This is a genomic window from Noviherbaspirillum album, assembly GCF_035916955.1.
Classification (GTDB): Bacteria; Pseudomonadota; Gammaproteobacteria; order Burkholderiales; family Burkholderiaceae_D; genus Noviherbaspirillum; species Noviherbaspirillum album.
On the sequence record NZ_JAWIIV010000026.1, the window covers coordinates 27756 to 52535 of the forward strand.

A 24780-nucleotide genomic window follows, 5' to 3' on the forward strand; every position below is an offset into this window, starting at 1 on the left:
TTTTCCAAAGCCTACTTTAATCAACATCTGGAAACAATAGAATGCAAGGATCATTCACGTCTGGTTCAGTCCATGAAGCCTTCCGATATCTGCCTCGCCCTGCTCGTCGTCCTGATCTGGGGCATCAATTTCGTGGTGATCGAGCTTGGTCTGCAGGGCCTGCCACCGATCCTGTTCACGGCGCTACGCTTCCTCTTTGCCGCGCTGCCGCTGGTATTTTTCCTGAAGCGCCCATCGGTATCCTGGCGACTGCTCGCCGGCTACGCTGCCTTCCAGTTCGCAATCCAGTTCAGCCTGCTGTTCTGCGGGATGAAACTTGGCTTCCCGCCCGGCCTGACATCGCTGGTGATCCAGCTGCAGGCATTCTTCACGATCGGACTTGCTGTCGCGGTGCTCGGCGAGCGTCCCCTGAAAATGCAGGTGGCTGGAGCAGCGATCGCGTTTTCCGGCATGGCGCTGGTGGCGTCGCAGCTCGATGCCGGCGCCACCGTTCTTGGATTCATGCTGGTGATCGCGGCAGCGTTTTCCTGGGGGATCGGCAACATCTTCACCAAGCGCATGGGCAAAGTCGACACCCTGGCTCTGGTGGCATGGGGATCGCTGCTGGCCGCGCCGCCGCTGCTGGCGGTGTCGCTGCTGGCCGAGGGACCGGGCGCGGTGACGGCAGCCCTCTCGCATCTGACCTGGCTTTCCGCCGGAGCGGTATTGTTCCAGGCCTATCCGACGACGATCCTGGGCTTCGGCATCTGGTCGCTGCTGATGCGCAAATATCCGGCCGCCACCGTCGCGCCGTTCACGCTGCTGGTGCCGGTGGTCGCCATGTTCAGCGCGGCGCTCGTGCTCGGAGAGGCTCTGCAATGGTGGAAGATTCTTGCCGGTGCGCTCGTCATCTGCGGATTGGCGCTGAACCAGTTTGGCGCACGCTTTGCTGCCAGATTCGGTTTCGCCAAATAAAAAAGCGCACCGGCAAGTGCGCTTTCCATCGGGAGCAATTCGCTCGTCCAACCTCGGGTCGAACGAAATTACTCGTCCTTACTCGTCTTTCTTGAGCTTTTCGTAAGCCGCGGCGGAGTTCAGGATTTCCTTCTTTGCTTCTTCCGGCCCGTACCAGCCGTCGATCTTGACCCACTTGCCCTTTTCCAGATCCTTGTAGTGTTCGAAGAAATGCTGAATCTGCTGCAGGCGCAGGTCGTTGATGTCTTCCGGCTTCTGCCAGTGGGTATAGATGGGAAGCACCTTGTCGACCGGGACGGCGAGGACCTTGGCATCGCCGCCGCCCTCGTCTTCCATCTTCAGCACGCCGACCGGACGGCAGCGCACGACGACGCCGGGGATCAACGGGAAAGGCGTGATGACGAGCACGTCGACCGGGTCGCCGTCATCGGAAATGGTTTGCGGGATATAGCCGTAGTTGCACGGGTAATGCATCGCCGTGCCCATGAAGCGGTCGACGAAAATTGCGCCGGTATCCTTGTCCACCTCGTATTTGATCGGATCTGCATTCATGGGGATTTCGATGACGACATTGAAGTCGTCCGGCAGACTGCGGCCGGCAGGTACTTGCTTCAAGCTCATGTTGCACTCTCAAAAAGGGTAAAAAATCTGGAATCCGCGAATTATAGCGATTTCATCGCCCGCCAGCGCACGACCAGGGGAACTTCCTGTGCGGAATCAAAGGCCGCAAGCGTACCGGTTCCAGCTTACACCGGGCTGAATGCCGCGACGTCGCGGCCCGCGGCTGGAGCTTGCGTCAGAGCATCGTCGCCCGGGCGCCCGGGCGACGATGCTCTGACCCAAGCTCCAGCCGCGGGCCGCGCCGGCGCGGCCCGCGGCTGGAGCTTGCGTCAGAGCATCGTCGCCAGTGCGCACTGGCGGTAATGGGAGGCGGCATCGTCGGGCTGGTTCAGGGCTTCGTGCAATTGCGCCAGCTTGAGATGGGCCTGGCGCACGGACTCCATGTCGCCGGCCTGCGAGAGCGCCTGTTCCAGGTGGCGCTGCGCCTTGCCCCATAACTTCTGGCGCAGGCATAGCGTGCCGAGCGTCAGCGCCAGTTCGGGATCGGTGGGATGCGCCTTCGCCCACTGTTCGCAGTGCTCGATCTGCGCCAGCAAGGCAGCCGAGCCTTCGGCCGCGGCCGATTCGCCGTAGGCGCGCACCAGGCGCTCGTCCCAGTCCACGGCCAGTGCTTTCTCGACCACGCTGCGCGCCTCGTCATGCAGGCCCGTGGCATTGAATGCCTTGGCGGCGCGGACCGCGACATACGGCTGCACTCGGTCCTCCGCAGGGATCGTAGACCAGACCCGGCGAATCGATTCGGAATCGTGCGCCTGCGTCGACAGCAGGTCTTCATACGCCAGTTCGCGCAGCCGACGCGACAGCGCCGGATGCAGCGCATTGCGCTTGTCGAGCAGGCGCACGAGACGCAAAACCTCCGGCCAGTCTTTCGCGCGCTGGTTGGCTTTCAGGGCAAGCCGCAACGCGTGAATATGCCGCGTGCCGCTGGAATTGAGTTCGCGCACCGATTCCAGCGCGGAAGCTGGATCATGCTCGTCGGTCGACAGTTCGATCGCCGTCATCAGGCGAGCTGTTTTCAGCGACGGATCCTGCACCTTCGATAGCCATGCATCGCGCCGGTCGACCTGGCTCATGCGGTGCGCCGCACGCGCCGCGATCAATGCGGAAAGGCCCGCGTTCTCATTGGATTCGGAGGCGCGCATAGCAGCCTTTTCGGCATGGCCAAAGCGTCCTTCGAACAGGGACTTGAGCGCATCGCGCAGTGCGCGATTGCCTTCGCGTTCGCGTTTTTCGCGGCGGTACGCGGCAACCCGCTGAGGCATCTGCTGGGTACTGCGGATGGCATTCATGATCATGTAAAGCACCACGAACAATGCCAGCGCCAGCGCCAGGAACAGGTTCAGCGACATATCGATGCGGTACGGCGGATAGAAAAACACCACATTGCCGGGATTGAACCGGGCGCCGACAGCCAGTCCGATGGCGACGGCGAACAGGATGACGATGGTGATGAAGATGCGCATTGTTATGGTTTGGCCTTGTAGTTGCGCACTGCGTTCAGGCTTTCCGCCAGCGTTGGCATTTCGATTGAAACATTGGTCGCCTGTACCTGGCGCAGCAGGGCTTGCGTGGTCTGGGTTTGCCTGGCGCGGGTATCGAAGAACCTGCCGATGGCATCCTGCGCAGCGATCAGGTCGCTGCGGAAGGCCGCTTCATTGCGCGTCAGGAGGGCCAGACGCGCGTTGAGCAGGCGCAGCTTCAGGTTTTCTCGGGCGTAGTAGGACTGCGCCGGCGACAGCAGCAGTGCGTCGGGCGTTTCGACATGGCGCACCTGGATCAGCTGGCGGACCTCGGTCCACATTTCGCTGGTCCAGCTATGCCAGGCGTTTTCAAGGCCGGCGATCCAGTCAGAACCGCCGTCCTTGAGCTCTTGTCCTCCGGCGGCCTGCGGGGCACGACGCGAAGTCTTGGGCTGGGTCGCGCCGACCACGGGCTTTTCGTCCGACAGGAGGGGCATGGCGTCGATCTGGCCGATGATGCTGTCGAGGCGCAGCGCGATACCGGTCAGGTCGACCACCGGTAGGGCCTTGAGCTGCTCCAGATCCTTCGCGACGGCGCGCCGGATCACGATGAATTGCGGCTTGTCCGACAGCGACAGGCGGTTATCGGCATTCTGCAGGGCGATCACCGCGCCCTGCACGTTCCCGGCCAGCTGCAATTGCTGGCTGGCCGTCGACAATACCTGCTCGATCTCGGCCAGCGCCCAGTCGTCGCGGTTGCGGTTCAATTCCTGATACAGCTGTTCGAGCGCCAGCTGCTGGCTATGCGACTCGGTCTGCCGGCTTTCCAGGACATTGACCTTGGCCTGCAGTTCCTTGATCGTGTCCTGCGCGGATTTGGCGATCACGCGGGTCTCGGTGGCGAGACTGTCGCCGGTCTTCAGGCGCAGCGCCAGTTCCTCGCGCAGGCCGCCGATCTCGCGCTGGGTGGCCCACCATTCGGCGAGCAGCAGAAGCGCCAGGGCGCCGAGGCCGGCGAAGACGAGCTTGCGGACGTACTCTACCCTGGCGGCGGTATCGCCGCGCGTGGGCGCATGCTGCGGGATCATGTCTGGTCGCGCAGATGAATTCGTCGATGCGGATGCGCCGCTATCGGAGGATGGCAGTTCGTTCATGCTCGGAATTGTAACGCGGCTATCAGCTGATCGTCGCCGGAACCTGTCTCGACGACATGAAGAAAACCCATCGCGTTCGCGGTTTCGGCGATGCGAACATGGGGCACGTAGATGTTTTGCTGTTGCATTTTAACCACTCCTTCTTCCCCTATCACCTCGCGGACGAGCTGAAGCAAAATGCGCAAGGCTTCCGAGCTGGTGATCAGCCAGTCGGCCGGCTGCGCCGCCAGCGACTGCAGCTGCGCCTTCGCCGCGTCATCGAGACGGGGTGCGATGCGCCGGTACGCGGCGAGCTGTTCGACCTCCGCACCGTGGGCGCGCAGCGCATCGGCGAGCAGTTCGCGGCCGGTCTCGCCGCGCACGATCAGTACGCGCCTGCCACGCATGGACTCGGCATCGAGCGCTTCGAGCAGAGTCTGGGAATCCGTGCGGTGCGCATCCCTTGGACTGAAGATCGTGAAGTTGGCGGGCGTGATGCCGTGAGCGGCGAGCGCCGCCTTGCTGCCCTCCCCCACCACGGCAATGGCCACTTGCGCCGGCCATTCTTCGATATGGCGCATGGCCGCGTGGATGGCATTGGGGCTCACGAACGCCACCATCGCATAGTCTCCGAGCGCGCGCAGCGTCTTGCGCAACGTCGTCTCGTCGCCGAGCGGATGAATTTCCAGCAAGGGAAAGACCACTGCGCGGCGGCCGGCCCCGGCAATGCGCTGCGCAAGCGGCTCGGCCTGCGCCAGCGGCCGCGTGACGATGACAGGAGGAAGCCGCGAGTCGATCATGGCTTGTGGGTCCCGGGTTGGAGGGCAAAGCCATCCGGATGCGATGCAGCCGCGCGCATGGGCATATTCCTTCGAAAAGGGGTATTTCAGCCGGCGTCCATCGCCCTGCATGCGGCAAGAATCTCTTCCGCGCCCTTCGCTGCGAGCGCGTCGGCAACCTGGCGCCCGACATTTTCCGGTAGCGCGCTGTTGCCCCGCACCTCCGCATTGGCCATGCGCCTGCCGTCGGGGGTGCCGACCATCGCACGCAGATGCATTTCGCCTTGCGCATCGACCGTGGCGAAAGCGGCAAGCGGAATCTGGCAGCTGCCGCCGAAGACGCGCGACACCATGCGCTCCGCGCGGACCGCGTGGGCGGTCGCCTCGTGGTTGAGCGGGGCCAGCAGCTCCATCAAGTCATCGCGGCCGGCGAGCACTTCGATCGCCATCGCGCCCTGCCCCGGCGCCGGAAGGCTCTGCTCGGGTTCGATCAGGGTACGGATGCGCTGCGGCAGGCCCAAGCGCTTCAAGCCGGCCGCGGCAAGGATGATTGCGGCATATTCGCCCCGGTCGAGCTTGCCTAGGCGGGTATCGAGGTTGCCTCGCAATGGCCGGATCTCGAGCCTGGGGTAACGGGCAGCGATCAATGCCTGGCGGCGCAGGCTGCTGGTGCCGACCACGGCGCCGTCGGGCAATTCGTCGAGTGACGCAAAATCGTTCGAAACGAAGGCGTCGCGCGGATCCTCCCGTTCAAGGAAAGCGGCCAGCACGAAACCCTCCGGCAGCTCCATCGGCACGTCCTTGAGCGAGTGGACGGCCAGGTCGGCACGCCGCTCTTCCATCGCCACTTCAAGCTCCTTGACGAACAGGCCCTTGCCGCCGACCTTGGACAGGGTGCGATCCAGAATCTGGTCTCCCTTGGTGGTCATGCCCAGAATTTCGATGCTGCACTGCGGATATAATGCCGACAGTTTTGCTTTGACATATTCTGCCTGCCACATGGCGAGACGGCTTTCGCGGGAGGCGATTACTAACTTGGACGGAGGGGAAACTTTCACGACGGGCTCTTTCATTTCATGGGCGCCGGCTTCGCCAGCGCGCAGATTTTAACCCAATCCCAAGTCATGACGTGACAAACAAGGCTGATGGCTTTTTGGGGCTGGCAGGGCGCGAAGGGGTCCACGGCCGGTTTTTTGCCGAAGGCGCAACGGCGCCAGGCGGGAAAGGACGCGAAGTCAAGCAATGACCCAGACTCGAATTGGCAAAGCGCGTGAAGGCGGCTCGCCCGGCCGACAGGCTTTTTCGTTCTCTCAACTAAGCATTCATCATGGCAAGACAAGCGAATATTCCGGCGAGCCCGGCAAAGCAGGCGAATGACAAGGACGCACCGTTGAAGGAAGACATCCGCCTGCTCGGCCGTCTTCTCGGCAACGTGCTGCGCGAGCAGGAAGGCGACGAAGTCTTCCAGGTGGTCGAGACGGTGCGGCAGACCGCGGTGCGCTTCAGGCGCGAATCGGACCCGCAGTCCGGCACCGAACTGAACCGCATGCTGAAAAAGCTGACCCGCGACCAGACCGTTTCCGTGGTGCGCGCCTTCTCCTACTTCTCCCACCTGGCCAATATTGCCGAGGACCAGCACCATAACCGCCGGCGCCGGGCCCACCTGTTGGCCGGCTCGGCGCCGCAGCGCGGCAGCATTGCCTGGGCGCTGTCGCGGCTGGACGATGCCGGCATACCCGGCTCCGCCGTGCGCAAATTCTTCAAGGAAGCGCTGATTTCGCCGGTGCTGACCGCCCACCCCACCGAAGTGCAGCGCAAGAGCATTCTCGATGCGGAACGCGAAATCGCCCGCCTGCTGGCCGAGCGCGACCAGCCGCTGACCGCGCGCGAACTCGCGCGCAACACCCAGCTGTTGCACGCCCGCGTGGCGACGTTGTGGCAGACAAGAATGCTGCGCTATACCAAGCTGACCGTTGCCGATGAAATCGAAAACGCTCTGTCCTATTACCGGATCACCTTCCTGCGCGAGCTGCCCGCGCTGTACGACGATATCGAAGCGGAAATCGCGGCCCAGTTCCCGCAGCGCCATGCCGGCGACCGCGAACTGCCGGCCTTCTTGCAGATGGGCAGCTGGATCGGCGGCGACCGCGACGGCAACCCGAATGTGAACGCCGGCACGATGCAGCATGCACTGGTGCGCCAGTCGACCGCCATCTTCGATTTCTACCTGGATGAAGTCCATGCGCTGGGCGCGGAGCTGTCTGTATCGACCCTCCTGGTCGGGGTCAGCGACGAGTTGCAGGAATTGGCCGGCAAGTCGCCCGACCAGTCATCGCACCGGATGGACGAGCCCTATCGGCGCGCATTGATAGGCCTGTACGCCCGCCTGGCGGCGACCGCGCGCACGCTCGGCGCGGCGCATGTCCTGCGCCAAGAGGTCGGCGTTGCGGCGCCCTATTCGTCGCCGGCCGAGTTCACGGCTGACCTGCAGGTGATCGCCGATTCGCTACGCACACATCACGGCGGTGCGCTGATCAAGCCCAGGCTGGCGGCGCTCAGGCGCGCCTCCGAAATCTTCGGCTTTCATCTTGCCACGCTCGACCTGCGGCAAAGCTCCGACGTGCATGAACGCGTGCTTTCGGAATTGTTTGCCTGCGCGCAGGTAGCGCCGGATTATGCAGGCCTTTCGGAAGACGCCAAGGTGGAACTGCTGCTGGATGAACTCGGCAAGCCGCGCCTGCTGCACTCCCCGTATCTCGCCTACAGCGACGAAACCGTATCCGAACTCGGCGTTCTGCGCGCGGCGCGCGAAGTGCGCGAACGCTATGGCCGGCGAGCCATCCGCAACTACATCATCTCCCATACCGAAACGGTTTCCGACCTGCTGGAGGTGCTGCTGCTTCAGAAGGAAACCGGCCTTTTGCACGGAGCCTGGGAAAGCGCCACCGGCAACGGTGCGGCTCCCTGGATGGAATTGATGGTGATCCCGCTGTTCGAAACCATTCCCGACCTGCGCTGCGCCGCGGACATCATGGAGCGCTTCATGGCCATCCCCAGGGTGCGCGGGTTGATAGCGCAGCAGGGAGAACTGCAGGAAGTCATGCTGGGCTACTCGGATTCGAACAAGGACGGCGGTTTCCTGACTTCCAACTGGGAGCTGTACAAGGCGGAGACAAGGCTTATCGAACTGTTCGACAAGGCTGGCGTCAAGCTGCGGCTCTTCCATGGCCGCGGCGGCACCGTCGGACGAGGCGGCGGCCCCAGCTATGAAGCGATCCTGGCGCAACCCGCGGGCACGGTCAACGGCCAGATCCGCCTCACAGAACAGGGCGAGATCATCGCATCCAAGTTCTCCAATGCCGAGATCGGCCGCCGCAACCTGGAATTGCTGGTGGCGGCGACGCTGGAAGCCAGCCTGATGCCGAATGAATTCGCCGGCAGGCAGGCGCGCAAGCAGGCGGTGTTCGAGGAAGTGATGGAAGAATTGTCGGCCCGCGCCTATCGCGCATACCGCAACCTCGTCTACGACACTCCCGGTTTTACCGATTACTTTTTTGCCGCCACACCGATCGCCGAGATCGCCGAACTGAACATCGGCTCGCGCCCGGCGTCGCGCAAGGCCAGCCGCCGCATCGAAGACCTGCGGGCGATTCCCTGGGGCTTCTCCTGGGGACAATGCCGGCTGCTGCTGCCCGGCTGGTACGGCTTCGGCAGTGCCGTGGATGCCTGGCTCAACGACAGCGGAGACGGCAAGGAGCAGAAGCGGCGCATCAACCTGCTGCGCACCATGTTCAAGGAATGGCCCTTCTTCGCCACCCTGCTCTCGAACATGGACATGGTGCTGGCCAAGACCGACCTCGCGCTTGCCTCGCGCTATGCCGAACTGGTCAGCGACAAGCGGCTGCGCAACAGCATTTTCAAGCGCATCGTCGAGGAGCATGAGCGCACCGGCGCCTGCCTGGGCGCCATCACCGGCGTCAAGGAACGTCTTGCCGGCAACCCGCTGCTGGCGCGTTCCATCAAGAACCGCTTCGCCTATCTTGATCCGCTGAATCATTTGCAGGTGGAACTGATCAAACGGCACCGCGCGGCGGCAGCCGACGGCCGCAACACGGACGAGCGCGTGCGCCGCGGCATCCACCTGTCGATCAACGGGATCGCGGCCGGCCTGCGCAATACGGGCTGACCTGCCCGTTACCCATCCCGGGGCGGCTACGGCCGCCCCGGGAACGGCATGGGCGCAAGCGCTTGTTTTATAATCACGGATTCACCGGAACCCACATCATGACAGCACAACTTTCCAAAAAAGGCGAGGCCTGGTCCGCGCGCTTTTCCGAACCGGTCTCCGACCTGGTCAAACGCTACACCGCATCGGTATTCTTCGACAAACGCATGGCCGACGCCGATATCCAGGGTTCGCTCGCGCACGCGGAAATGCTGTCGCACCAGGGCATCATCAGCGCCGAGGATTACGCGGCGATCCAGCGCGGCATGGCGCAGATCCAGTCCGAAATTGCTTCCGGCCAGTTCGAATGGCTGCTCGATCTCGAAGACGTCCACCTGAACATCGAGAAGCGCCTGACCGAACTGGTCGGCGATGCCGGCAAGCGGCTGCACACCGGCCGCTCGCGCAACGATCAGGTGGCGACCGACATCCGCCTCTACCTGCGCTCCGCGATCGACGACATCGCCGCCCTCCTGCGCGACCTGCGCCTGGCGCTCGTGGACCTGGCCGAACAGCATGCCGACACCATCCTGCCAGGTTTCACCCACATGCAGGTGGCCCAGCCGATCACATTCGGCCACCATATGCTGGCCTACGTGGAAATGTTCAACCGCGATGCCGAGCGCATGGCTGACTGCCGCAAGCGCGTCAACCGGCTGCCGCTAGGCGCCGCGGCGCTGGCAGGCACCACCTTCCCGATCGACCGCGAACGCGTGGCGAAAACGCTGGGCTTCGACGACGTCTGCCGCAATTCGCTGGATGCGGTCTCGGACCGCGACTTCGCCATCGAATTCTGCGCGGCCGCCGCGCTTGTCATGACACACATCTCGCGCATGTCCGAAGAACTGGTGATCTGGATGAGTCCGCGTGTCGGCTTCATCGATATCGCCGACCGCTTTTGCACCGGATCTTCGATCATGCCGCAAAAGAAAAACCCGGACGTGCCCGAACTCGCCCGCGGCAAGACCGGACGCGTCAACGGCCACCTGATCGGCCTGCTAACGCTGATGAAGGGCCAGCCGCTGGCGTATAACAAGGACAACCAGGAAGACAAGGAACCGCTGTTCGATACCGTCGACACGCTCACCGACACGCTGCGCATCTTCGCCGACATGGCGCGCGGCATCACGGTCAAGCCGGAAGCGATGCGCGCCGCCGCGCTGCAGGGCTATGCGACGGCGACCGACCTCGCCGATTACCTGGTGAAGAAAGGCCTGCCTTTCCGCGATGCGCATGAAGCGGTGGCCCATGCGGTGCGCGCCTGCGAACAGCGCGGCTGCGACCTCACCGACCTGAGCCTCGAGGAACTGCGCGCATTCTCCAGCCTGATCGAAGCCGATGTGTTCGGCGTGCTGACGCTTGAAGGCTCGGTGGCCGCGCGCAACCATATCGGCGGCACGGCGCCCGCGCAAGTGCGCGCCGCGATCGCCTACATCCGCGAGCAGCTCGGCTGATCCGATCAAATGCTTCCGGCGGTGCCCTGCGCAATGCATGATCCGCGCCGCACCGCCGGCATCGGCAAGGCTGTACCTTGTTGCTGGCACGCTGCAATTGCCATCCTGTACATGGCATGGAATGATGCTTCAGCTGCAAATCGGTGTAAGCTTCCAATCACATTAAAGCCGTTCCGGCCGCTCCCTCCGAAACCTTCGTCACACCCCTCCACACCTTCCGCCGCGACTTAAGTAGTACCACGTAGGCACTTCTACTTGAAACGTCAAAAACCCAGGCTGCTTCCGTAAAAGAGCATAAAAATCAACGCTCTTGCGGTCCATAAGTGTTCGTTTGCAAGTTGAAATGACATATACTGCCCGAGCCCAAAAACAGCCTTACGATTAGCTACAAATCACACATTCTCACGCCACGGATCGCACCAATAAAAACCATGCGGCCGGCAGCCATGATTTTTCATTCACGGAGACAAAACCATGTCTTTTTTACTCTCGTTATCGAGATTCATTGATACCCTCAATGAAAAAATAGGGAGCCTCATCAGTTGGGCCCTACTCGTATCGGTACTGATTTGCACCGGCAATGCAATAGTCCGTTATGCGATCAATTACAGCTCGAATGCCTGGCTGGAAATCCAGTGGTATCTGTTCGCAGCCATCTTCCTGCTTGCAAGCTCGTACACGCTGCGCCGCAACGAGCACGTCCGCATCGACGTGGTGGTCGGCCGCTTCTCCAAGCGCACGCAGGTCTGGATCGACATCTTCGGCTTCCTGCTGTTCCTGCTGCCGATGACGCTCATCATTCTCTACTACGCGATTCCCTACACATGGATCTCGATCCAGAACCAGGAAGTCTCCAGCAATGCCGGCGGCCTGATCATCTGGCCCGCGAAACTGCTGATCCCGATCGGCTTCCTGCAGCTGACGCTTCAAGGCATCTCCGAACTCATCAAGCGCATCGGCTTCCTGCGCGGCGTGGTCCCCGCCAGCGCGTTCGAGAAGCAGGTAGCCACGCCGGAAGAAGAAATCCAGGCGATCAAAGCCGCAAACAACCTTAACTGATCGTCGGAGACATTCAAATGGAGCAGTTTCTTATAGCAAACATGGCGCCGATCATGTTCGGTGCCCTGGTGGTATTCCTGCTATCGGGTTTCCCGGTAGCTTTCGCACTCGCCGCCAACGGCCTCTTCTTCGGCTTGCTCGGCATCGAACTCGGCCTGCTCAAGCCCGAGCTGATGCAGGCGCTGCCGAACCGCATCTTCGGCATCATGGCCAACGATACGCTGCTGGCGATCCCGTTCTTCACCTTCATGGGCCTCATCCTCGAACGCTCAGGCATGGCGGAGGACTTGCTCGATACCATCGGCCAGCTGTTCGGCCCGATCCGCGGCGGCGTCGCCTATGCGGTCATCTTCGTCGGCGCGCTGCTCGCAGCGACCACCGGCGTGGTCGCCGCATCCGTGATTTCCATGGGCCTGATTTCGCTGCCGGTGATGCTGCGCTATGGCTATGACAAGCGCATTGCCACCGGCGTCATCGCCGCATCCGGCACGCTGGCGCAGATCATCCCGCCGTCGCTGGTCTTGATCGTGATGGCCGACCAGCTCGGCCGTTCGGTCGGCGACATGTACAAGGCTGCATTCGTTCCGGGCCTGCTGCTGACGGCGATGTATGCGGGTTATGTTGCCGCGGTATCCATCTTCAAGCCGCATGCGGTGCCCGCCTTGCCGCCCGAGGCGCGCAACCTGCGCGAGCCGAACGGGGACAGCGGCGTGGTTTCCCTGCTGGCTCTGCTTGTCGTCGCCATCGGCGTATCCTTCGGCTTCGCCGCATGGTACGGCGGGAATCATCCGAATGCGGCAAGTGACGAAGTGGGCATTTATTCCGCGGCCGTGGGCATCGCAGTCGCCTTCGTCCTCGCACTGGCCAACCGTTACATGAAGCTTGGCCTGCTCTCGCGCATGGCCGAAAAGGTCGTGTTCGTGCTGATCCCGCCCCTGGCGCTGATCTTCCTGGTACTGGGCACGATCTTCGTCGGCATCGCCACCCCAACCGAAGGCGGCGGCATGGGCGCATTCGGCGCACTTGTACTGGCAATGATGAACCGCCGCCTGTCCTTGTCGCTGATGAAGCAGGCGATGGACTCCACCACGCGGCTGTCCTGTTTCGTAGTGTTCATCCTGATCGGTTCCAGCGTGTTCGGCCTGACCTTCCGCGCTGTCAACGGCGACCTCTGGGTCGAGCATCTGCTGACTTCGCTGCCGGGCGGAACGATGGGCTTCCTGATTGTCGTGAACATCATGTTCTTCCTGCTGGCCTTCTTCCTCGACTTCTTCGAGCTGGCCTTCATCCTGGTGCCGCTGGTAGGCCCGGTGGCAGAGAAGCTGGGCATCGACCTGATCTGGTTCGGCGTGCTGCTGGGCGTGAACATGCAAACCTCGTTCATGCATCCGCCGTTCGGTTTCGCCCTCTTCTATTTGCGCTCAGTGGCGCCGAAAGAGGTGAAGACCACCGACATTTATTGGGGCGCCGTGCCGTTCGTGGTCATCCAGATCATCATGGTGGCCCTGATCATTGCCTTCCCGGATGTCGTGTCGATCTCCGAAAAGACCGACATGAAGGAACAGATCGAACTGAAGATCGACATCCCGATGCCGGAAAGCGGTGCGGAGAGCGGCGAGCCCAACCTGAACTTCTCGACCGAGGAAAACAATGAGGGCAGCAGCAGCGAAGAACCGCAGCTGAACTTCTCGACGGATACCGAGAATAAGTAATCCGGTCCGCACCCCGCTTCACAGCCCCGCACGGTTCGCCCTGCGGGGTTTTTTATTAGAGCGCTTTCGGTTTGATCGGCCTAGGCAAGGCCGAGGTGGTTTGCCGGCGAAACAAGGCGTGGTGACGCGACATGGCGGGCTCGGCGCCCCCGGGCCATGGCAAGGAGGACTCGGCGTCCCCACACAACGCAGTGTCGCTGGCAAAGCAGCCGGGATCGTCAGGCAGGTCAAACCGAAAGCGCTCTANGTGACGCGACATGGCGGGCTCGGCGCCCCCGGGCCATGGCAAGGAGGACTCGGCGTCCCCACACAACGCAGTGTCGCCGGCAAAGCAGCCGGGATCATCAGGCAGGTCAAACCGAAAGCGCTCTAGCCATGACAGCTTGCAGCCAATTCGCCTATGAAGTCCCTGCCGCGATACAGCGGTAGGCTCCGCTCATGGACCGCCATGAGACGGACAAAATAAAAGCCGCTTTCATGCATGAACATGAAAGCGGCTGAAGCCCGCTAAAGACACTTGAAACCCGGCTTGCGGCAAACGGCCGCAAGTCCGGCAATAAGCTTACTTGCGGCTGACCATGAAGTTCTGCAGCGGCACTTCGGCCACCGAGAACCACTGGTTCTGATCGCGCTGGAAGCGCTTGTAGGGTTCCCAGATCTTGTTGAACTTGGCGTTCTTGGATGCTTCCTCTTCCATCGTGGTCATTGCGGCCTTGTAGGAGGCTTCCATGATTTCCTTGGAGAAGAAGCGCAGCTTGGCGCCGTTCTTGATCAGGCGGGCCAGGGCAGCGGGGTTCTTGGCATCGTACTCGGCCTGCATCGTGACATGCGCCTCGTAGGAAGCGGCTTCGATCGCGTACTGGTATTCCTTCGGCAGCTTTTCCCATTCCTTGATGCCGATATAGAAGGACAGCTGCGCGCCGGCTTCCCACCAGCCCGGAGCATAGTAGAACGGAGCGACCTTGTAGAAACCCAGTTTCTCGTCATCGTAGGGCGTGGTCCATTCGACCGCGTCCAGCGTGCCCTTTTCAAGCGCCGGATAGATGTCGGCACCGGCCAGCTGCTGCGGCACCAGGCCCAGCGGCGCCATGACCTTGCCTGCAAACGCGCTGATGCGCATCTTCAAGCCCTTGATGTCGTTCAGGGTCTTGATCTCCTTGCGGAACCAGCCGCCCATCTGGGCACCGGTGTTGCCGCCGAGGAAGTTGATGACGCCGTAGTCCTTGTAGAACTCGCGCAGCAGGTCGCGGCCGCCGCCCTGGTCGAACCATGCGGTCTGCTGGCGGGAATTCATGCCGAACGGGACAGCGCAGTCGAAGGCGAATGTCGGATCCTTGCCGAAGTAGTAGTAAGGCGCGGTGTGACCCATTTCCACGGTGCCGTTCTGCACCGCATCGACGACCTGCAGCGCCGGAACGATTTCGCCGCCGGCGAACACGCGAATGTTCATCTTGCCGCCGGTGAGCTGCGCGACGCGCTTGCTGAAGACTTCAGCCGTGCCGAACAGGGTATCGAGCGACTTGGGGAAGCTGGAAGCCAGACGCCAGTTGATGGTCGGCTGCGACTGGGCGAGTGCCGGTGCTGCCATGGCGCCGACGGAGGCGCCTACCGCTGCTTTTTTTAGAAAGGAACGACGTTCCATGTTGTCTCCTATTGGATGATGCTTCAAAACATGACGTAGACGGACAAATGCATGGCGCCGCTACGGAATTTCTCGCTGGTACTGTTCGTACCAAGCCACTCCGAAGCATGCCATAAAAAGCTTGTTTAGGCTGCGGCCAGACTTACTGAAATACAAGATTTTCAAATAAAAAAGCCCGCAGCATGAATGCCACGGGCTAGCCAAGGGCATTGCCCGTGGCGGTTCTTACTGTCTGCCAGATCCTGCGTGATTATTTGCGCGTGATCATGAAGTTCTGCAGCGGCACTTCAGCCACCGAGAACCACTGGTTCTGGTCCTGGCGGAAGCGTTTCCAAGGCTCATAGATCTTCTTGAACTTGGCGTTCTTGGCGGCTTCTTCTTCCATGACTTCATTGGTCGCCTTGTAGCAGGCTTCCATGATCTCCTTGGAGAACTGGCGCAGCTTCACACCGTTCTTCAGGAGGCGGGCCAGCGCGGCCGGATTGCGAGCGTCGTACTCGGCCTGCATGGTGACATGCGCTTCGTAGGAAGCAGCTTCGACAGCCGCCTGGTATTCCTTCGGCAGCTTTTCCCATTCCTTGATGCCGACATAGAACGAAACCTGCAGGCCGGCTTCCCACCAGCCCGGCGTGTAGTAGAACGGCGCAACCTTGTTGAAGCCCAGCTTTTCATCGTCGTACGGGCCGATCCACTCGGCTGCGTCGATGGTGCCTTTTTCAAGCGCGGGATAGATGTCGCCGCCGGCGATCTGCTGCGGCACGAGACCGAGTCGCTGCATGACGCGGCCGGCGAAACCGCCGATGCGCATCTTCAGGCCGTTCAGATCCTGCACGGTCTTGACTTCCTTGCGGAACCAGCCGCCCATCTGCGCGCCGGTGTTGCCGCCCATGAAGTTGATGATGCCGTAATCCTTGAAGAATTCACGGGTCAGGTCGCGGCCGCCGCCCTGGTCCCACCATGCCGTCTGCTGGCGGGAGTTAAGGCCGAAGGGCACCACGCCGTCGAACGCGAATGTCGGATCCTTGCCGAAGTAGTAGTAGGAAGCGCTATGGCCGATTTCCACGGTGCCGGCCTGGACCGCGTCCATGACCTGCAGCGCCGGAACGATCTCGCCGCCGGCGAAAACGCGGATGTTGAATTTGCCGCCGGTCAGCTGCGCTACGCGCTTCGAAAAGGTTTCGGCAGCGCCGTAGATCGTATCGAGCGATTTAGGGAAGCTGGATGCCAGACGCCAGTTGATGGTGGGCTGGGATTGTGCCAGCGCTGGCGCGGCTACCGCACCGACGGATGCGCCGACAGCGGCTTTTTTTATAAACGAACGACGTTCCATTTAGTCTCCTGTTTGGATGGAATACTCGGGTACTGCCACATTGCGTTCCTTGCCTGGCGGATAGCCGGGCTGCGAGCCTGGCGATTCTAGGCCATTAATTACGCTGGCTGCAATACTAAACCCACATGGAAGTATCTGCGCTTAAGTAGTAATACTGAGAAACACTGGGGGCAGAGGAAGAACTGCCGGGAAGCCGCGCTATTGCTGGAGGGGCCGCAGCTTACACTGCGTCAGGCCAGGACGTGAATATTTTGGAAGGGAAGCCCGCGTATTTTTCATGTCCGCATCTTTTACCTTTACGGCGGACATGGCAGATCCAATGCTTCCGAGCTCCGCTGCGCGCTCTTTGCACCTGCTGAACATGCGGAACATCCACAATTGCAAGGACCATGTAACAAAAAGGAATTCCAGCACGTTTGCGATGTGCGATTCAGCACTTCGCCATGCCATACCAGACAGCGTCTGGTGAAATCGAAAAAATGAAAAGGTGAAAAAAGCCATTGGCAACGGTTGCTGCCAATGGCTTTTTCTTGTGCGCCCGAAGCCGCTCGATGCGGATTAGCTGCCTGCGATGGTCATGTTGGCGATCAGGATGGAACCGGTTTCCCTGGTGCCGCGCACCAGCGTATCCGCACCCACCGCCACGATCTGCTGGAACATTTCCTTCAGATTGCCCGCGATCGTGATTTCCTCGACCGGATACTGGATCACGCCGTTCTCCACCCAGTAGCCCGACGCTCCCCGGGAATAATCACCGGTAACGTAATTGACTCCCTGCCCCATCAGTTCCGTCACCAGCAGCCCCGTATCCAGCTTGCGCAGCATGGCATTGAAATCGTCGCCCGGCGCCGTCAGGGAGGATGTGAAATACAGATTGTGCGAACCGCCGGAATTGCCGGTCGTTTTCATCCCCAGCTTACGGGCGGAATACGTGGACAGGAAATACCCCTGCACGACTCCGTCAGCGACGACCTCGCGCCGTACGGTCTTGACGCCTTCCTCGTCGAACGGAGATGATCCGACCGCGCCGAGCACATGAGGATCTTCCAGCATCTGGATATGCGGCGCGAATACGCGCTGCCCTATCGAGTCCAGCAGGAAGCTGGACTTCCGGTACAGTGCTCCGCCGGACACCGCTTGCACGAATGCGCCGACCAGGCCAGCCGCCAGCGGCGCCTCGAACAGCACCGGGCATTTGCGGGTATCGAGCTTGCGTGCGTTCAGGCGGGCAAGCGCGCGTTCGGCCGCATAGCGCCCGATATCCTCGGGCCGGGCCAGCTTGGCCGGGTCGCGCGACGAGGAATACCAGTCGTCGCGCTGCATGTTGGCGCCTTTACCGGCAATCGGGGCAACCGAAAACGTATGGCGGGAATAAGGATAGCCGCCCATGAAACCGCGCGTATTGGCCGAGATGAAATGCGACTGCTGCGCGTACACGCTTGCGCCCTCGCTGTTGGTGATGCGCTTGTCGACCGCAAATGCCGCCGCTTCGCAACGCTTGGCCAGTTCCACGGCTTCCTCGGTGCCGATGTTCCACGGGTAGAACAGCTGCAGGTCGCGCGGCTGCATCTCCAGTGTGTCTTCTTCCGGCAGTCCGGCGCAGTCGTCTTCGGCGGTGAAGCGTGCAATGTTGTATGCCGCATCGACCGTATCCCTGAGCGATTGCGGCGAAAAGTCGGAGGTGCTGGCGTTGCCGCGGCGTACATGCCCTGCATCGCCGAGATAGACCGTCACGCCGATGCCCTTGTCCTTGTTCTGCTCAATGGTCTCGATATTGCCCTTGCGCACGGAAACCGACAGGCCGCTGCCTTCGCTGATCTCCACCACCGCGTCCGAAGCACCTTTTTCCCTTGCGAAACGCAGTACGTCTTCGGCAAGCTGCTTCAGCTGATCATGGCTGTGAGTAAAGTCGGAAGTGCTGGAGGTGCTCATAGGCTGGTTTTTTTGGAGTTCGTTTTAAAACAGTTATCATAGCAGTCGTTTATAGAATGGCTCCAATTCATCATGGTCAATCCCAATCGCGGTGCGGTCGGCTTCAAGTCGAGCGAATTCGAACAGCAGTACGATCGCCCATCCAAATCCCAGCTCAAGCGCGAGTCGACCGCCCTTCAGCAACTTGGCGAAGAGCTGGTTTCCCAGCCCAAGGAACGCGTGATGCGGGTTCCGATGCCTGAAGACGTGCGCGAAGTGATCCTTGAATGCCAGAAGATCAAGGATCACGAAGGGCGCCGCCGCCAGATGCAATTCGTCGGCAAGAAAATGCGCACGCTCGAGGAAGATGAGATCGCGGCGATACAGAAGGTCATCGATAGCTGGAAAGGCGCCTCCAAGGCGGAAACCGCCGCCATGCATGCGCTGGAAAAACGGCGCGACAAGCTGCTGGCCGACGACAAGGCCCTGACGGAGCTGAAGGAACAGTATCCGCAGATCGATGTGCAGCAGTTGCGCACCTTGATCCGCAATGCCCGCAAGGAGCAGGCGGAAAGCAAGCCGCCCAAGGCCTATCGCGAAATTTTCCAGATCCTCAAGCAACTGCAGAGCCCCTCCAAGGCGGCCGCCGCTTCCGCTGACGAGAGCGATGATGACGACACCGAAGAAGAGTAATCCCGACGAGCTTCTGATCGGACTGGTATCGGTGTCCGACCGGGCCTCCAGCGGCGTCTATGAAGACCAGGGAATTCCGGCATTGCGCGACTGGTTCTCTTCCGCTCTGACGAGTCCCTGGCGGATGGAGACCCGGCTGATTCCTGATGAGCGCGCACAGATCGAGCAGGCGCTCGTGGAGCTGGTCGACAAGGCTGGCTGCGACCTCGTATTGACGACCGGCGGCACCGGCCCGGCGCGGCGCGACGTTACTCCGGAAGCGACGCTGGCGGTGGCAACCAAGGAAATGCCGGGGTTCGGCGAACAGATGCGCCAGATCAGCCTGCGCTTCGTGCCGACGGCCATCCTTTCCAGGCAGGTGGCCGTGATTCGAGAAACGGCGGACCATGCGGCGCTCATCATGAACCTACCAGGACAGCCGAAGTCCATCAGGGAGACACTGGAAGGCCTCAAGGACGCTGACGGCAAGCAAATCGTGCCGGGCATCTTTGCCGCGGTTCCTTATTGCATCGACCTCATCGGCGGCCCGTACATCGAGACCGACGAGGGCGTCTGCAAGGCATTCCGCCCGAAATCCGCAATCCGGCAGAAATGAATGCAGCCGCCGTCGAGAACGGCAGCCGCAACCGTAAAATCATCAAGGCAAGCGCATGAGTGATCCCCGACTCGAAACCATAGAAATTGAAACAGCGCCAAACCCTTCCGTTTCCGTGATCTGGCTGCATGGCCTGGGTGCGGACGGCAACGACTTCGTGCCCATCGTCCGCGAACTCGACCTGGACGGCTGCCCGGCGATCCGGTTCGTCTTTCCGCATGCGCCGACCATGCCGGTCACGATCAACAACGGTTATGTGATGCGCGCCTGGTATGACATCCTCGGGCTCGATCTCGGTCAGCGAGAAGACATGGCCGGCCTGCGCAAGTCCCAGGCGCTGGTCGAGGCACTGATTGCAAATGAAAAGGCGCGCGGCATTCCTGCCCACCGCATTATCCTTGCCGGATTTTCGCAGGGCTGCGCAATGACCCTGCAAACCGGGCTGCGTCATCCGGAGAAGCTTGCCGGCCTGCTATGCCTGTCGGGATACCTGCCCCTGCATCAATCGGTACCCGACGAGCGCCACAGCACCAACCATGACACGCCCATTTTCCTGGTCCACGGCCGCAGCGATCCGGTGATTCCGATCGCCCTCGCGCAAAAGTCGCGCGATATTCTTATATCGCTAGGCTATAACGTGGAATGGCACGACTACATGATGCCGCACTCGGTATGCCAGGAAGAGATAGACGATATCAGCGCATGGTTCAAGCGCATACTCGGCTGATGCCTTGCATGTAAAAACGGCGGACCCGCATGGCATGCGGGTCCGCCGTCATTGCGTGCCGCCGATCAAGGAACCGCGGCGCCGGTTCGCGTGTTTATTTGAACACGACCGTCTTGTGTCCGTTCAGCAGGATGCGGTGCTCGACGAAACATTTCACCGCGCGCGCCAGCACGACGCACTCGACATCCCTTCCAATTGCGGTCAGCGTGTCCGGCTCCATTGAGTGGTCGACGCGCTCGACATCCTGCTCGATGATCGGGCCTTCATCGAGGTCGCTGGTGACAAAATGCGCGGTTGCGCCGATCAGCTTCACGCCTCGCTCGTGCGCCTGGTAATAGGGCTTTGCGCCCTTGAAGCTGGGCAGGAACGAGTGATGGATATTGATCGCCCTGCCCCGCAATGCTTCGCACATTTGCGGCGACAGGATCTGCATGTACCGCGCCAGGACGACCAGGTCGATGTCGTTGGCGCGGACGATGTCCAGAATTTTTTCTTCCTGCGCCCGCTTGGCGTCGGGAGATGCGCCGGCTGCCAGCGGCAGGTGGTGAAATGGAATGTTGTAGCTGGCGGAAAGCTGGTAGAAGTCGGTGTGATTGGAGACGATCGCCGGGATTTCCACCGGCAGCAGGCCGCTCTTGTAGCGGAACAGCAGATCGTTCAGGCAATGTCCGATCTTCGATACCATCAGCATCATGCGCGGCTTCTTGCGGGCGTCATGAAGCTGGGCATTCATGTTCAGTTCTTCCGCCACGACGGCAAAGTCGGCGCGCAGCTTGGCATCGCCGACCGACGCATCCTCAGCGGCGAAATGAACGCGCATGAAGAACAACCGCGACTGCGCATCGCCGAACTGTGCGGAGTCGATGATGTTGCAGCCATGCTCGGCCAGAAAGCCGGATACGCGGTGCACGATGCCGCGATGGTCCGGGCAGGACAAGGTAAGAATGTATTCCGGATGCGTCATGATGGAGTTTTGATAATGCGGACAAACGAAGTCCGCTATTGTCGCACGGCTTTGCGAAATGCAATGCGGCACCGTGCCGGGTGGCGCAGAGAATGTGCTGCGTACCGGAATAGACGAGAGGCAAAAAGTCACGGCAATTCCGGCGGTGACGCAAAAACAAAAACCCGGAACGCGCTGCGTATCCGGGTCATGTCTGATTGAAGCCTGTCGGCTTCGTCACTGCAACCGGATACCTGTGGCATGCCGGTCGTTGCTGCGTTCAATCTGGTTGGGCAAACTGATTCGCCAGCGCGGGTACTCCTAGCAGTGGCGGCTTGCCCTTCATCTGCCGGCCTGCCGGCCTACAGTCGAAAGCGCTCTTGCGATGCTTCTCTTAGCCTACCTTGGCAACGCTCAGGTTCTTGGCTGCAGCGGCAGCGCCAACCTGGATGTCGCCCGACAGCTGGCCGCCTTCTTCGATGACAACCTTGCCGTAACGGACCTTGCCGGTCACCTTGCCTGTCGCGTAGATCACCAGCTTCTGGCGCACGGTCAGGTCGCCGTCGAATTCGCCGTGGATTTCAGCGATATCGATCTCGGCCGAACCTTTGAACGCGCCGCGCTCGGCGATCTGGATCACGCGGGAATCGATGGTGGCTTCAACGCGGCCTTCGACGACGAGCGTGTCGCAATCGGTGATTTCAACGCCCTTGAGCTTGATATTCGGGCCGACGATCAGTTTGCTACCGCCTTCATTGGTGCTGCTGGAAACGTTGTCGACTTCGGACGTGGTGGAAGCCGAGGTGCCGCTGACGGTGGAAACGGTCTTGCTGAGGCCCGATGTGCCGGTCGGGACGATGCCACTGGCCGTGTTCAGGGGAGAGTTTCCAGTGTTGGCATCGCGTTTGCCAAAGAGCGTTTCGGAACGAAGCATGTGAACTCCTAAAAAATCTGTATGGTTAGAACGTGAGGGTTGCGATCTCGGGGAACGCCATGGCATTCCCATCGCGTCGTGAATGAGGCAACACTAATCTTGCGTAGGCGCTAAGGAAAAAGAGCCCTTGACTCCACCTCCCCACCTCTTGAACCGCAGCAATGTTGCGGCTCCTCACTTGGTCCTCATGCTAACGGGAAAGTTCAAAACCAATTTCGTCTGTTACACTTTATAAAAAAGAACGACCGTTCATTTCGAGTTATAGTACTGCCACCCTGTCAATCAAAGGAGACATCATGACCACGACTGCCCTCGTCAACCAGCAGATCCGCCTTGCCGCCCGTCCTGTGGGCATGCCGAAACCGACCGACTGGAAATCCGTTTCGGAACCCGTGCGCGAGCTTGCAGACGGCGAGATCCTCGTTAAAAACATCTACCTATCGCTCGACCCTGCGATGCGAGGCTGGATGAACGAAGGCAAATCGTATATCCGACCGGTGGCCATCGATGAAGTGATGCGCGCGGGCGGCATTGGCAAGGTCATTGCATCCAAGTCCCCGAAATTCTCGGTGGGCGATTACGTCTCCGGCACGGTCGGCGTGCAGCAGTACTGGATCGGCGCGGCGGACGACAAGGCTGGCGCCTTTCACAAGGTCGATCCGGCCATGGCGCCGCTGCCCAAGTATCTGAATGCACTCGGCATGCCGGGCATGACCGCCTACTTCGGCCTGCTCGACGTCGGGCAGCCGAAGTCCGGTCAGACCGTCGTTGTGTCAGGTGCAGCCGGCGCGGTCGGCCAGACAGTGGGACAGGTCGCTAAGCACAAGGGCTGCCGTGTCGTCGGCATCGCGGGCGGCAAGGACAAATGCGACTTCGTCGTCAACGAACTGGGCTTCGACGCCTGCATCGACTACAAGAACGACTCGGTTCGCGAAGGCCTGAAAGCCCATTGCCCATCCGGCGTCGACGTCTATTTCGACAATGTCGGCGGCGAAATCCTCGACCATGTGCTGGCCAAGCTTGCAATGCGGGCCCGCATCGTCATCTGCGGAGCGATTTCCCAATACAACAACACGACGCCGGTCAAGGGCCCCGCCAACTATATGTCGCTGCTGGTGAATCGCGCTCGCATGGAAGGCATGGTGGTCTTCGACTATGCGGACCGCTATCATCTCGCGGTTGCGGAGATGGGCAAATGGATGAAGGAAGGCACGTTCAAGACGCGCGAGGACATCGTGACAGGACTCGACAAATTTCCTGAGGCCCTGCTGATGCTGTTCGAAGGCAAAAACTTCGGGAAACTCATTCTGCAGGTCGCCGACGAGGAATAATCGGCCCATTCAATCAGTCCGTTCCTTCGTTTCCTGTTTCGAAGAAGCCCTTTCGTCAACTGGAAGGGCTTTTTTCATGGGGTCAGCGCATTGGACGGCACTGGCGCAGTTCGCATCTGGCCAGGAAAGCCTTGCCGTTCTCGCACTGCATGCGATAGACCTCGACCGGGCCTTTTTCAGTCATCAGGCCCGCGCCTCCGCTGCCGACACAGCCGTGCTCTCTCGCGAGCCGCTCTACCGTTGCGGAAGAAATACCCGACTTGAATTCAACCTTTTCCACCACGACCGTGCCGGCATCATCCTGCACCTGTACCCGGTTTCCATTGGCGGCCTGGCCCGCATGCCGGCTGCTGGACTTTGCCGATGGCTCTGATGCCGTCTGAGACGCGTCCTTCACGGAAGAAGAGGAAAAGGAAGAGCAACCGGTCAAGCCGGTCAGTGCGACTGCGGCAACCAGAGACAGGATCGGCAAGGAATGCTTCATGGATGCATCTCGTTGATTGGAAACGACTGTTTATACCTCGAAGTCCGACATGGGTAAAGCGCTGCCCGGGCAAAAAAAAACGCCGCACTAGATCGTGCGGCGTTTTGTGCTCCGGACGCAAAGTCAAGCCGGCTGCGGTCGCATCAGCTTAGTTGCGGACCACGCGCTTGTACTCGTTGGTGCGGGTGTCGATCTCGATCACGTCACCCTGGCTGACGAACAGCGGCACCTGGATGGTGAAGCGCTTGGCTTCGATCGCGTTTTCGATCTGTGCATCCTTCAGCACGTTGCCCGATGTGTTGCCCTTGACCGCCGGCTCCGAATACACGATTTCGCGTGCGATGGTGATCGGCAGTTCAACCGAGATCGCCTTGCCGTCATAGAACACGGCTTCGCATTCCATGCCGTCTTTCAGGTAGTTCAGTGCGTCGCCCAGGTTTTCCTCTTCGATCTCGTACTGGTTGTACTCTTCATCCATGAAGACATACAGGGGATCGGCGAAATACGAATAGGTGACCGGCTTCTTGTCGAGGACGACGACGTCGAACTTGTCGTCGCCGCGGAAGACGTTTTCCAGCGGTGCATTGGTCAGAAGATTCTTCATCTTCCACTTGTAGGTGAAGCCTGTGCGGCTCGAACCATTGACGTCGGAACGCAGTACGATGAAAGGCTTGCCGTCCACCATGATGATATTGCCAACACGAACTTCTTTTGCAGGTTTCATAGAGAATATACGTAAAAAATAAATTGCATAAAAACCATCTGCGGCCTCATGGGGCCAACGGCACCTTCC

Annotated in this window: 21 protein-coding genes; 9 read left to right on the forward strand and 12 right to left on the reverse strand. The window is 60.7% G+C overall.

The annotated features are described in order from the left end of the window. Window positions 1–72 precede the first annotated feature (72 nt). Complete coding sequence (locus tag RY831_RS23545) at window positions 73–954, forward strand: EamA family transporter (protein ID WP_326508814.1); 882 nt, start codon at window positions 73–75, stop codon at window positions 952–954. Between the two features lie 78 nt (window positions 955–1032). On the opposite strand, the gene ppa is transcribed toward RY831_RS23545, so the two are convergent. The 5 genes from ppa to hemC form a co-directional block, all read right to left on the reverse strand. Next, a complete protein-coding gene (ppa, locus tag RY831_RS23550) occupies window positions 1033–1575 on the reverse strand; it encodes an inorganic diphosphatase (protein WP_326508815.1) in 543 nt (180 codons plus the stop codon). Between the two features lie 269 nt (window positions 1576–1844). Continuing rightward, window positions 1845–3038: a heme biosynthesis protein HemY gene (locus tag RY831_RS23555; protein ID WP_326508816.1), complete on the reverse strand. Its 1194-nt coding sequence runs from the start codon at window positions 3036–3038 to the stop codon at window positions 1845–1847. 2 nt (window positions 3039–3040) lie between these two features. Then, the gene (locus RY831_RS23560; protein ID WP_326508817.1) at window positions 3041–4189 is read right to left on the reverse strand and encodes a uroporphyrinogen-III C-methyltransferase; all 1149 of its coding nucleotides are present in this window, start codon (window positions 4187–4189) and stop codon (window positions 3041–3043) included. After that, on the reverse strand, window positions 4186–4968 hold the full coding sequence (locus tag RY831_RS23565) for a uroporphyrinogen-III synthase (protein WP_326508818.1): 783 nt from the start codon (window positions 4966–4968) through the stop codon (window positions 4186–4188). The genes RY831_RS23560 and RY831_RS23565 overlap by 4 nt, the downstream gene beginning before the upstream one ends. Before the next feature lie 86 nt (window positions 4969–5054). Then, entirely contained in the window at window positions 5055–6005 is a 951-nt protein-coding gene (gene hemC / locus RY831_RS23570) for a hydroxymethylbilane synthase (protein ID WP_326508819.1), read from the reverse strand. 269 nt (window positions 6006–6274) lie between these two features. Here hemC and ppc point away from each other — a divergent pair, with 269 nt between their 5' ends. The 4 genes from ppc to RY831_RS23590 all read left to right on the forward strand — a co-directional run bounded on the left by ppc (window position 6275) and on the right by RY831_RS23590 (window position 13397). After that, window positions 6275–9133: a phosphoenolpyruvate carboxylase gene (gene ppc, locus RY831_RS23575; protein WP_326508820.1), complete on the forward strand. Its 2859-nt coding sequence runs from the start codon at window positions 6275–6277 to the stop codon at window positions 9131–9133. A gap of 98 nt (window positions 9134–9231) precedes the next feature. Further along, complete coding sequence (gene argH / locus RY831_RS23580; RefSeq protein ID WP_326508821.1) at window positions 9232–10626, forward strand: argininosuccinate lyase; 1395 nt, start codon at window positions 9232–9234, stop codon at window positions 10624–10626. A gap of 474 nt (window positions 10627–11100) precedes the next feature. Next, complete coding sequence (locus tag RY831_RS23585) at window positions 11101–11685, forward strand: TRAP transporter small permease subunit (RefSeq protein ID WP_326508822.1); 585 nt, start codon at window positions 11101–11103, stop codon at window positions 11683–11685. A gap of 17 nt (window positions 11686–11702) precedes the next feature. Then, window positions 11703–13397: a TRAP transporter large permease gene (locus RY831_RS23590; RefSeq protein ID WP_326508823.1), complete on the forward strand. Its 1695-nt coding sequence runs from the start codon at window positions 11703–11705 to the stop codon at window positions 13395–13397. Window positions 13398–13959: 562 nt separating this feature from the next. Here the strand turns inward: RY831_RS23590 and RY831_RS23595 are convergent. The 3 genes from RY831_RS23595 to pmbA form a co-directional block, all read right to left on the reverse strand. Beyond that, complete coding sequence (locus RY831_RS23595; RefSeq protein WP_326508824.1) at window positions 13960–15039, reverse strand: TRAP transporter substrate-binding protein; 1080 nt, start codon at window positions 15037–15039, stop codon at window positions 13960–13962. Between the two features lie 250 nt (window positions 15040–15289). Next, window positions 15290–16369, reverse strand: coding sequence for a TRAP transporter substrate-binding protein (locus RY831_RS23600; protein ID WP_326508825.1), 1080 nt, complete (start codon window positions 16367–16369; stop codon window positions 15290–15292). A 558-nt stretch (window positions 16370–16927) separates the two neighbouring features. After that, window positions 16928–18301 carry a metalloprotease PmbA gene (gene pmbA / locus RY831_RS23605; RefSeq protein ID WP_326508826.1) on the reverse strand — a complete coding sequence of 458 codons (1374 nt, stop codon included), beginning with the start codon at window positions 18299–18301 and terminating at the stop codon, window positions 16928–16930. 72 nt (window positions 18302–18373) lie between these two features. Here pmbA and yjgA point away from each other — a divergent pair, with 72 nt between their 5' ends. Genes yjgA through RY831_RS23620 form a run of 3 tightly spaced genes read left to right on the forward strand, consistent with a single transcriptional unit; the run spans window position 18374 to window position 20295 of the window. Further along, a complete protein-coding gene (gene yjgA / locus RY831_RS23610) occupies window positions 18374–18973 on the forward strand; it encodes a ribosome biogenesis factor YjgA (RefSeq protein WP_326508827.1) in 600 nt (199 codons plus the stop codon). Then, entirely contained in the window at window positions 18951–19568 is a 618-nt protein-coding gene (gene mog / locus RY831_RS23615) for a molybdopterin adenylyltransferase (protein WP_326508867.1), read from the forward strand. The genes yjgA and mog overlap by 23 nt, the downstream gene beginning before the upstream one ends. A gap of 55 nt (window positions 19569–19623) precedes the next feature. Further along, window positions 19624–20295 carry an alpha/beta hydrolase gene (locus tag RY831_RS23620; RefSeq protein WP_326508828.1) on the forward strand — a complete coding sequence of 224 codons (672 nt, stop codon included), beginning with the start codon at window positions 19624–19626 and terminating at the stop codon, window positions 20293–20295. Window positions 20296–20389: 94 nt separating this feature from the next. Here RY831_RS23620 and purU read toward each other — a convergent pair whose 3' ends face one another. Together purU and RY831_RS23630 are read right to left on the reverse strand one after the other, a co-directional pair. Beyond that, entirely contained in the window at window positions 20390–21259 is an 870-nt protein-coding gene (purU, locus tag RY831_RS23625) for a formyltetrahydrofolate deformylase (protein ID WP_326508829.1), read from the reverse strand. 373 nt (window positions 21260–21632) lie between these two features. After that, window positions 21633–22172, reverse strand: coding sequence for a bactofilin family protein (locus RY831_RS23630; protein WP_326508830.1), 540 nt, complete (start codon window positions 22170–22172; stop codon window positions 21633–21635). Window positions 22173–22468: 296 nt separating this feature from the next. On the opposite strand from RY831_RS23630, the gene RY831_RS23635 reads away from it, so the two are divergent. Then, window positions 22469–23503: an NADP-dependent oxidoreductase gene (locus tag RY831_RS23635; RefSeq protein WP_326508831.1), complete on the forward strand. Its 1035-nt coding sequence runs from the start codon at window positions 22469–22471 to the stop codon at window positions 23501–23503. Window positions 23504–23585: 82 nt separating this feature from the next. On the opposite strand, the gene RY831_RS23640 is transcribed toward RY831_RS23635, so the two are convergent. Both RY831_RS23640 and RY831_RS23645 read right to left on the reverse strand, forming a co-directional pair. After that, entirely contained in the window at window positions 23586–23987 is a 402-nt protein-coding gene (locus tag RY831_RS23640) for a hypothetical protein (protein WP_326508832.1), read from the reverse strand. Between the two features lie 148 nt (window positions 23988–24135). Further along, window positions 24136–24711 carry an elongation factor P gene (locus RY831_RS23645; RefSeq protein WP_326508833.1) on the reverse strand — a complete coding sequence of 192 codons (576 nt, stop codon included), beginning with the start codon at window positions 24709–24711 and terminating at the stop codon, window positions 24136–24138. Between the last annotated feature and the right edge of the window lie 69 nt (window positions 24712–24780).

Excerpts from the sequence above, each read along its gene's own strand:
- purU (WP_326508829.1), bottom strand. The coding sequence starts at position 21,259 with ATGACGCATCCGGAATACATTCTTACCTTGTCCTGCCCGGACCATCGC.
- RY831_RS23620 (WP_326508828.1), top strand. The coding sequence starts at position 19,624 with ATGAGTGATCCCCGACTCGAAACCATAGAAATTGAAACAGCGCCAAAC.
- RY831_RS23545 (WP_326508814.1), top strand. The coding sequence starts at position 73 with ATGAAGCCTTCCGATATCTGCCTCGCCCTGCTCGTCGTCCTGATCTGG.
- RY831_RS23600 (WP_326508825.1), bottom strand. The coding sequence starts at position 16,369 with ATGGAACGTCGTTCGTTTATAAAAAAAGCCGCTGTCGGCGCATCCGTC.
- RY831_RS23640 (WP_326508832.1), bottom strand. The coding sequence starts at position 23,987 with ATGAAGCATTCCTTGCCGATCCTGTCTCTGGTTGCCGCAGTCGCACTG.
- RY831_RS23585 (WP_326508822.1), top strand. The coding sequence starts at position 11,101 with ATGTCTTTTTTACTCTCGTTATCGAGATTCATTGATACCCTCAATGAA.
- RY831_RS23630 (WP_326508830.1), bottom strand. The coding sequence starts at position 22,172 with ATGCTTCGTTCCGAAACGCTCTTTGGCAAACGCGATGCCAACACTGGA.
- argH (WP_326508821.1), top strand. The coding sequence starts at position 9,232 with ATGACAGCACAACTTTCCAAAAAAGGCGAGGCCTGGTCCGCGCGCTTT.
- RY831_RS23645 (WP_326508833.1), bottom strand. The coding sequence starts at position 24,711 with ATGAAACCTGCAAAAGAAGTTCGTGTTGGCAATATCATCATGGTGGAC.
- RY831_RS23560 (WP_326508817.1), bottom strand. The coding sequence starts at position 4,189 with ATGAACGAACTGCCATCCTCCGATAGCGGCGCATCCGCATCGACGAAT.
- RY831_RS23635 (WP_326508831.1), top strand. The coding sequence starts at position 22,469 with ATGACCACGACTGCCCTCGTCAACCAGCAGATCCGCCTTGCCGCCCGT.
- mog (WP_326508867.1), top strand. The coding sequence starts at position 18,951 with ATGACGACACCGAAGAAGAGTAATCCCGACGAGCTTCTGATCGGACTG.
- pmbA (WP_326508826.1), bottom strand. The coding sequence starts at position 18,301 with ATGAGCACCTCCAGCACTTCCGACTTTACTCACAGCCATGATCAGCTG.
- ppc (WP_326508820.1), top strand. The coding sequence starts at position 6,275 with ATGGCAAGACAAGCGAATATTCCGGCGAGCCCGGCAAAGCAGGCGAAT.
- RY831_RS23595 (WP_326508824.1), bottom strand. The coding sequence starts at position 15,039 with ATGGAACGTCGTTCCTTTCTAAAAAAAGCAGCGGTAGGCGCCTCCGTC.
- RY831_RS23565 (WP_326508818.1), bottom strand. The coding sequence starts at position 4,968 with ATGATCGACTCGCGGCTTCCTCCTGTCATCGTCACGCGGCCGCTGGCG.
- ppa (WP_326508815.1), bottom strand. The coding sequence starts at position 1,575 with ATGAGCTTGAAGCAAGTACCTGCCGGCCGCAGTCTGCCGGACGACTTC.
- RY831_RS23590 (WP_326508823.1), top strand. The coding sequence starts at position 11,703 with ATGGAGCAGTTTCTTATAGCAAACATGGCGCCGATCATGTTCGGTGCC.
- RY831_RS23555 (WP_326508816.1), bottom strand. The coding sequence starts at position 3,038 with ATGCGCATCTTCATCACCATCGTCATCCTGTTCGCCGTCGCCATCGGA.
- yjgA (WP_326508827.1), top strand. The coding sequence starts at position 18,374 with ATGGTCAATCCCAATCGCGGTGCGGTCGGCTTCAAGTCGAGCGAATTC.